This window comes from Bacteriovorax sp. Seq25_V, assembly GCF_000447795.1.
In the GTDB taxonomy this organism is placed as follows: Bacteria; Bdellovibrionota; Bacteriovoracia; order Bacteriovoracales; family Bacteriovoracaceae; genus Halobacteriovorax_A.
In genome coordinates, this window is sequence record NZ_AUNI01000014.1 from 296,248 (window position 1) to 302,873 (window position 6,626).

Sequence of the window (6,626 nt, forward strand, 5' to 3'; positions counted from 1 at the left end):
GTTATAGGTAAGCATGGCAAAGAAAAAGAAATTACAATCAGGTTTTGAACTTAATGGTATAGCACCAAATATTCTGCTGAAGCATGTAGAAAACACTGCACCTTTTCTCTTTGAAGGTGAACTCGATACTTCAGGCGAAAAGCGCGCCTACCTCGAAAAACTAAGATTCTACAAAAAGAATTTAAAGGCCCTAGGACATATCAATCTAGCTGAGTACTTTCATATTTGTATGGCCGCTCACTGGACAACGGCCGGTACATTTGTTCCTACAGATGTTGATAATCAAATTAGAGAAGGACTTTGGAAGCATCAATCAATTATGAAGTACATTGAGAAGATGGCAAGAATTACAATTGACTCATGGACATGGGATTACGCTCAAGTAACGAATAGAAAATCATATAACAGAATTAACAATGAAGTCATGAGTACTCATGAAGGCACTTGGCTCAGTGTCGCGATAGGTGCTTATTGCGCGCTCATAAAACATAAACAAGTAGAACTTGCTGAAGAAGTAGCGGATGTAATTCTTGCTGAAATAAAGAAGGAAGAGGATCTTCTCATCCAACTGAGAGAGGATCGTGATCATATAAATTTTCTAAGAGCAGCTCCACTAATGGCCCACAACTTTGGTGACCTTGATAGAGTCATGGTTCAATGGAATATGAATACTGAAGATCCATTCTGTAAGAGAATTTATCGTCTTGGCCATGATCTCAATGATGCTTATTCGAATATTCTCGTCTATACGGGCAGAGTGAACAAAGAGTTTTCCTCTAAAGAGAATCATCGTCATATGTCGATGAGACAACCAAAATGCATTAGAAAGTCACATAAGTTTCTAATTCCTGTCGGGCCATTCATGGATCAATGGGGAGAAGAGATGGGAAAAAGTAATCTTCTCTCAACCGAAGAAAAAGCTGAGATTGTTAGCGCCCTTTTTGATGGTTATAAAAGACAGGACCAGGCCTTTGGTTACTGTCGTGCCTTTGGCGCACTCATTGCTCAACTTCCAGGTGGACTCTCTGAACTTGAGGCCTATATCCCGTTTGATGTATTCGCTGAAATTAAAAGGTCGAAATTTATCGAAATTGCCTCAGAGAGCAAAGAGAGTTTTGAGGCTCGCTACATCGAGGCACTAACAAATTTTATTTGCCCGGTAACTAATCAGAAGTTCTAGTCTACTTGACTTGAGAAAAGTTTTACTGCTATTCTCAATATGTGAAAACTAGAATTTTTCTCACATTTATTTCCCTTTTCTGCTTATCTTTAGGCTTATTCAATGAGCTGGAGTTCTCAAATACTCACGATCAAGCACAGCAAATTACGAAAGCTAGTAATGACCTCGCTGACTGCAAAAGTGATGATTGTCATGATGAAGGTGGCCACTGTGAACATCATTGCTCAGGGCTTCATAACATATTTTTCACAGATTATTCAATTTCAACAAAACCTGAAGCTGTAATAATTAATAATTCACATATTCCAAAACTAGACTTCTATAAAAATCCATATCTATCAAGAAACCTAAGACCCCCACTCGCTTAATTCCGCTTAAATTAATTTATTATTTAATTGAACAGGAATTATCAATGAAAAGAACATTAACTGTACTTTGCAATATGCTCGTCGCATACAATATAAGTGCTAATTGCAAAATAAACTCTCCAAGAGAGATATACCAACTAATAAAGAGTAACCACCCTAATATTAAGGCGAACCAGACTTCCCTTGCCAATGCTAATATAGACATCGAGATAGCCTCCACTATTTCAAATCCTAGACTTGAGGTCGAAAGAGAAATCAATGGTGAGAAGACTACCGAAGTCAGTATTATGCAAAAGTTTGAACTTGGCGGAAAAAGACAAAACAGAATTTCTCTGGCCAAGAAAAACAATGAATTGCAAAAAAATATCATCGATTTTGAAAATCAAGAAATTCTTATTGAGACAATTCTAGATATTCACGAATTACATCGCTTGAATGAAATCTTACCTCTCTATACAGAATCGCTAGAAGCATTTAAAAAAATCTTAGACTCACTAGCAAAAAGTAAAACACTATCACCTGAAAAGATAGTCGAGCGAGATACCCTAGAATTAGTCATCAGTGATTACAAATTTAAAATATCTAAGCTCAGTTCAGAGAAAAAAGAAAAAGAAGGACTCATTCGATTTAAAGCACAGACTAATTGCAAATTAACTTCAAGCGCTTTTAATCTTGACCTTAGATCATGGAAAGAGTTATCTCCAACAAAAGATCTATCCAACTATCCAAAGCTCAAGTTAATCAATTCTAAGTTAGAAACTTCAATCTATTCATATGAACTAGAAAGATCGCAAAGCTATCCTGATATTGAAATAGGTCCAAAAGTAATTCTCGATAATAGAGAAAAAATCTATGGTGTGAATATCTCTTTTGATATCCCTGTCTTCAATCAAAACACAGCTAGAAAAGAGCGTATGTTAAAGAATCTTAACTTAACACGTGCGATAAAAAAATCATCTGAAGAGGAGACTGCAATTCGATATCAAAGCTGGATTACAAAATACCAAGACCTACTTGAAACCTTGGAAAAAATAGGGAGTCAAAGAAGTTTTGAAGAAAAGCATAAAAGAATGGAGAAACTTTTTAAGCGTGGAATCATTTCAACAAATCTAGTCATCGAAACCCATCGACAGCTTATTGAATTTAGCGAAACAAGACATGATCTCGAACATGGTCTTATCGAGGCCTATCTAAAAATCAATGAATTTCACGGAACACTTGATTCTTTCAAATTTTAAAACGGAGTTAAAATGATAATATATAATATAATTTTCGCATTAATCATTTCATTTACATCTTATGCTCAAAATGAAGAGCATAAACATGATCATGATCAAGAAAAGATTCAAGTAAAGCAAAAACAGGCTAAAGAAAAAAAACATGATAAACATGACGATCACAATAATCACGACGATCATGATGACAACGATGAACACGACGATCACGACAAAAAAGGTGCTAACGACGCTCACGACGATCACGACGATCACGACAAAAAAGGTGCTCACGACGATCACGAACATGAAGATAAGACCGGAAAAAACAAAGCAATACAAGATGTCTCAGAGGAAAAAGGTTTTAAATTATCTAATGAAGCGATTTCCTCTCTAAAGATCGAGCTAAAGACCGTGACTTCAAAAAACATTGAAATATCAAAGTCGTCTCTTGTCCAAACAAAAGATAAAGAAGGAGTTTATATCTATAGAAATGGATACTTTAAATTCCATCTCATCGAAGCAAAAGAAGCACATGAGAATAAGATAAATATCAAAATTAAAAATTTTCAATTCGGAGATCAAATTGTCATTAAAGGTATTGAACTCCTGCGTGTTTCAGATGTCTTCTCTACAGACAAGGCAAACTACGGCCACTCTCACTAGGATATAAAAATGATAAATAAAATAATTGAATTTTCTGTCAGAAATAGAATGTTCGTTTTCTTGGTAACATTAATGCTAATACTATTTGGTATTAAATCATTTAATGAGCTGTCAATTGATGCTGTTCCTGACATTACAAACACACAGGTTCAAATAAACACACAAGTCAAAGGACTAGTCCCAGAAGAAATAGAAAGAATGGTAACATTTCCAATCGAATACTCAATGAATGGAATCCCTGGAGTAGAAACGATTCGTTCGATCTCTCGATATGGAATTTCTCAAGTAACAGTCATCTTCAAAGAAGACACAGACATATTAAATGCAAGACAACTTGCTTTAGAAAAACTTCAAACGATAGAACTTCCAGAAGGTATTACACCTGAAATGGGACCAATTAGCACAGGGCTAGGAGAAATTTTTCACTACTCTATCGAGGCCAAAGAAGTCGAAAAAGATGAGCAAGCAAGATTAATTCAACTAATGGAGTTGCGTTCACTTCAAGACTGGTACATTAAGCCTAGACTACTCACTGTAAAAGGAGTTACCGAAGTAAATACGATTGGAGGTTTTGAGAAACAGTTTTTCATTCAACCAAAGATCGCAAAGATGGTCGAATTTGGAATACATTTTGATGATATTGCAATTGCAATCGAAAGTACAAATATCAATGTTGGTGGTGGGTATATTGAACAAACAGGTGAACAGCTCCTCGTGCGTGGGACTGGGCTCCTCAAAACTAAGGACGACATAAAAAATATCGTCATCAAGAAACTATCAACATCAAGAATCATTAAGATTAAAGACATCGCAGAAGTAAAGTTTGATAAGGAAATAAGAACCGGAGCGGCTTCAGTTAATGGAGAGGAATCAATAATTGGTACGGCCTTTATGCTACTTGGTGAGAATTCTCGTACTGTTTCTCAAAGGGTCGCAACAAAACTTGAAGAGATATCAAAAAATCTTCCCCCTTGGGTTGAACTAAAAGTTCTATACGATAGATCGAACATGGTAGACAAAACACTTTCAACTGTTGAACATAACCTTATCATGGGTGCTATCCTTGTTATGGTATTCCTCCTACTTCTTGTAGGAAATTTACGCGCAGCCTTGATTACATCGATTGTCATCCCAATTTCCCTATTAATGACTTTCATTTTAATGAAATGGCAAAATGTCTCAGGAAACCTGATGAGTTTAGGAGCTCTTGACTTTGGGATCATCGTTGATGGAGCAGTAATTGTCATTGAAAATTGCGTCCACCGGTTACAGCAACAGGGAAAACTTCTAAAACGTGAACTTACTCGTGAAGAAGTCAAACAAATTGTCATTGACTCGGCCATTGAAATCAGATCTGCAGCAGGTTTTGGCGAACTTATTGTGATCGTTGTTTTCATCCCATTATTTGCTCTCACAGGAGTCGAAGGAAAAATGTTTGGACCTATGGCAATGACATTCATTATGGCGCTAGCGAGTGCACTTGTTCTATCTTTCACATTTGTCCCAGCTCTTGCGGCTACGATTCTAAGTGGTAAAACACGTGACAAGACACCATTTCTGATGTTAGCAGCACAGAATTTGTTTCGCCCTATTCTAGAGCAAGCTCTAAAAATTAAGAAACTTGTTTTCGGGCTTGGTCTTACCTCAATAATTGCAGGAGTCATTCTTTTCGCTAGACTCGGTTCAGAATTTATCCCGCAGCTTGATGAAGGAGATTTCGCGATTCAATTTATTAGGCCAGCAAATATCAGCATGGACAATTCAGTTGCACTACAAAGAATATCAGAGAAGGTCATCTTAGAGTTTCCTCAAGTAAAAAATGTATTTGCAAGAACGGGGGCTGCAGAAGTAGCAACAGATCCAATGGGTGTTAACATTTCCGACTCCTATGTCATGCTAAAAAATATAAGCGATTGGCCAAAAGGTGATCATATTAATACCAAGGCTGATCTAATTCGAGAAATCAAAGAATCTTTAGAGTTAAGAGTACCTGGCCAGGTTACAATGATCTCTCAACCTGTACAACTACGATTCAATGAATTACTAGAAGGAACAAGGGCCAGTGTCTCTGCAAAGATTTTTGGGGAAGATTTAGACAAACTTATTTATTATTCTAAAGAAGTTGCAGAAGTTGTTGCTGAAATTCCAGGAGCTGGAGAGGCCGAATCAGAGTCCAAAGGAAAATCCCCTCTTCTACAATATACGCCAAAAATGAAAGAGCTATCAGAACTTGGTGTCACAGCACGGCCAGTACTTGATGCTATAAGTACAGCAATTGGAGGTCAGGAAGTTGGTCACATATATGATGGAGTTAAGAAATTTCCAATCATCACAAGACTCTCGAATGATGAACGCCGAGATATTGAAATAATCAAGAAACTTCCCGTAGGAATTTCTGATGGATACACAGTACCAATCGAGGAAGTTGCATCAATTGATTTTACAGAAACTTTCTCAGCAGTAAGTAGAGAAAACTCGCAAAGAAGAGTTGCCGTACTTATTAACCCCGAAGTTCGCGACATTGAAAGCTTTGTAAAAAAGGCTATTCTCGCTGTAGAAGAAAAAATAAAACTCCCAGAAGGTTATTATATTGAATGGGGTGGCAGCTTTAAAAACCTTCAAAGTGCGAAGGAGCGCTTAGCTGTCCTAGTACCGCTGGCCTTACTTCTAATCTTAGCGATGTTATATGCTGCTTTTAAAAATATTGCTCAAGTTATCTTGATCTTTACTTGTGCTCCGATGGCCCTCATAGGAGGAGTATTATCACTTAATCTAATGGGAATGCCTTTTAGTATCTCTGCTGGTGTAGGTTTCATTGCCCTGTGTGGAATAAGTATACTTAACGGAGTTGTGTTAGTTACTTACTTCAACCGCTTAATTAATGACGGTAAGGATGTAGAGGATGTTATTAAAGAGGGTGCAATGACAAGGCTACGCCCAGTTCTCATGACTGCACTTACTGATATCTTTGGCTTTCTTCCTATGATGTTCTCAACTGGCCTTGGGGCAGAAGTTCAAAAACCTCTAGCGACTGTAGTAGTAGGCGGAATTATCTCCTCCACGATACTAACTTTAATTGTTCTTCCAAGTCTTTACGGGTTGTTTATTAAATATATGCGGCCTAAAGAAATTAAACTGCTCCAGTTAAATGGGGACAACATTTCTCAGATAAATTGAGTTATAGTAATTTATAAAAAT

Annotated in this window: 5 protein-coding genes; all 5 read left to right on the forward strand. The window is 37.0% G+C overall.

Features of this window, described 5'->3' with window-relative positions; genetic code table 11:
• The first annotated feature begins 13 nt into the window (after positions 1–13).
• The 5 genes from M900_RS07695 to M900_RS07715 are packed head-to-tail and all read left to right on the forward strand — an operon-like array spanning position 14 to position 6,605.
• On the forward strand, positions 14–1,180 hold the full coding sequence (locus M900_RS07695) for a hypothetical protein (RefSeq protein ID WP_021274218.1): 1,167 nt from the start codon (positions 14–16) through the stop codon (positions 1,178–1,180).
• A 41-nt stretch (positions 1,181–1,221) separates the two neighbouring features.
• Positions 1,222–1,548, forward strand: coding sequence for a hypothetical protein (locus tag M900_RS07700; protein ID WP_021274152.1), 327 nt, complete (start codon positions 1,222–1,224; stop codon positions 1,546–1,548).
• A gap of 44 nt (positions 1,549–1,592) precedes the next feature.
• A complete protein-coding gene (locus M900_RS07705) occupies positions 1,593–2,786 on the forward strand; it encodes a TolC family protein (protein ID WP_021274155.1) in 1,194 nt (397 codons plus the stop codon).
• A gap of 12 nt (positions 2,787–2,798) precedes the next feature.
• On the forward strand, positions 2,799–3,428 hold the full coding sequence (locus M900_RS07710; protein WP_021274062.1) for a hypothetical protein: 630 nt from the start codon (positions 2,799–2,801) through the stop codon (positions 3,426–3,428).
• A gap of 9 nt (positions 3,429–3,437) precedes the next feature.
• The gene (locus M900_RS07715) at positions 3,438–6,605 is read left to right on the forward strand and encodes an efflux RND transporter permease subunit (protein ID WP_034731851.1); all 3,168 of its coding nucleotides are present in this window, start codon (positions 3,438–3,440) and stop codon (positions 6,603–6,605) included.
• Positions 6,606–6,626: the final 21 nt, after the last annotated feature.